This window comes from Photorhabdus tasmaniensis (genome assembly GCF_011189505.1).
Classification (GTDB): Bacteria; Pseudomonadota; Gammaproteobacteria; order Enterobacterales; family Enterobacteriaceae; genus Photorhabdus; species Photorhabdus tasmaniensis.
Map to the genome: position 1 here is coordinate 1 of NZ_PUJU01000199.1, position 566 is coordinate 566.

At 58.3% G+C, this 566-nt stretch carries 2 protein-coding genes; both read right to left on the reverse strand.

Features of this window, described 5'->3' with window-relative positions; translation table 11 throughout:
• Positions 1-402, reverse strand: a 402-nt coding sequence (locus C5471_RS23520) for a PAAR domain-containing protein (RefSeq protein ID WP_166296654.1), incomplete at its 3' end; no start/stop codon positions are given.
• Between the two features lie 12 nt (positions 403-414).
• On the reverse strand, positions 415-566 hold a 152-nt coding region (locus tag C5471_RS24995), incomplete at its 5' end, for a DcrB-related protein (RefSeq protein ID WP_166296657.1).

Sequence of the window (566 nt, forward strand, 5' to 3'; positions counted from 1 at the left end):
GAAAACGGAAGCCGAGCCTTCTGCCATCTGGCGCAGGCCATGCTCTTTACTGCATTCCACCGTGCTGCGTGTCGCGATAGCGGCGGGTCTGCTGTTGATAAAGACATTGGGGGAGCCTCGCGTAATTGCCCCGCAGGGACTGCGCGACGAGGCCCCCGCAGAGACAGCGGCGTCACGCGCCATGTCGCCTAAATAACCCGCCGCCATGCCCACCGCAATAGCGGCACCAATCAGCAAAACGCCCACCCCGATACAGGATGCAGCCAATCCGGCCACAAAGAGGGCCCCGGCGAGAATCCCCCCGGCAGCTGAAATTAATGAACCGATGACGGTTCCCGCCATCAGTCCCGCCATGGCGCTGGAATGGCCTATCGTGTCTCCGAGTCGTGCAGCTTCTGGCATAGCGCCCCCTTCTTAGAACTGGAAACTTTTCAGGCCATCATCCAGCCACTGCCGTTGAGCATCGGTGAATTTCTGCGGGGATGACAGGGTGAAAATCAGCATTTTTTTCTCATCCAGCCGGAATACGGCCTGATATTGATAGACTTGTTGGCCTTTTTTGGGCC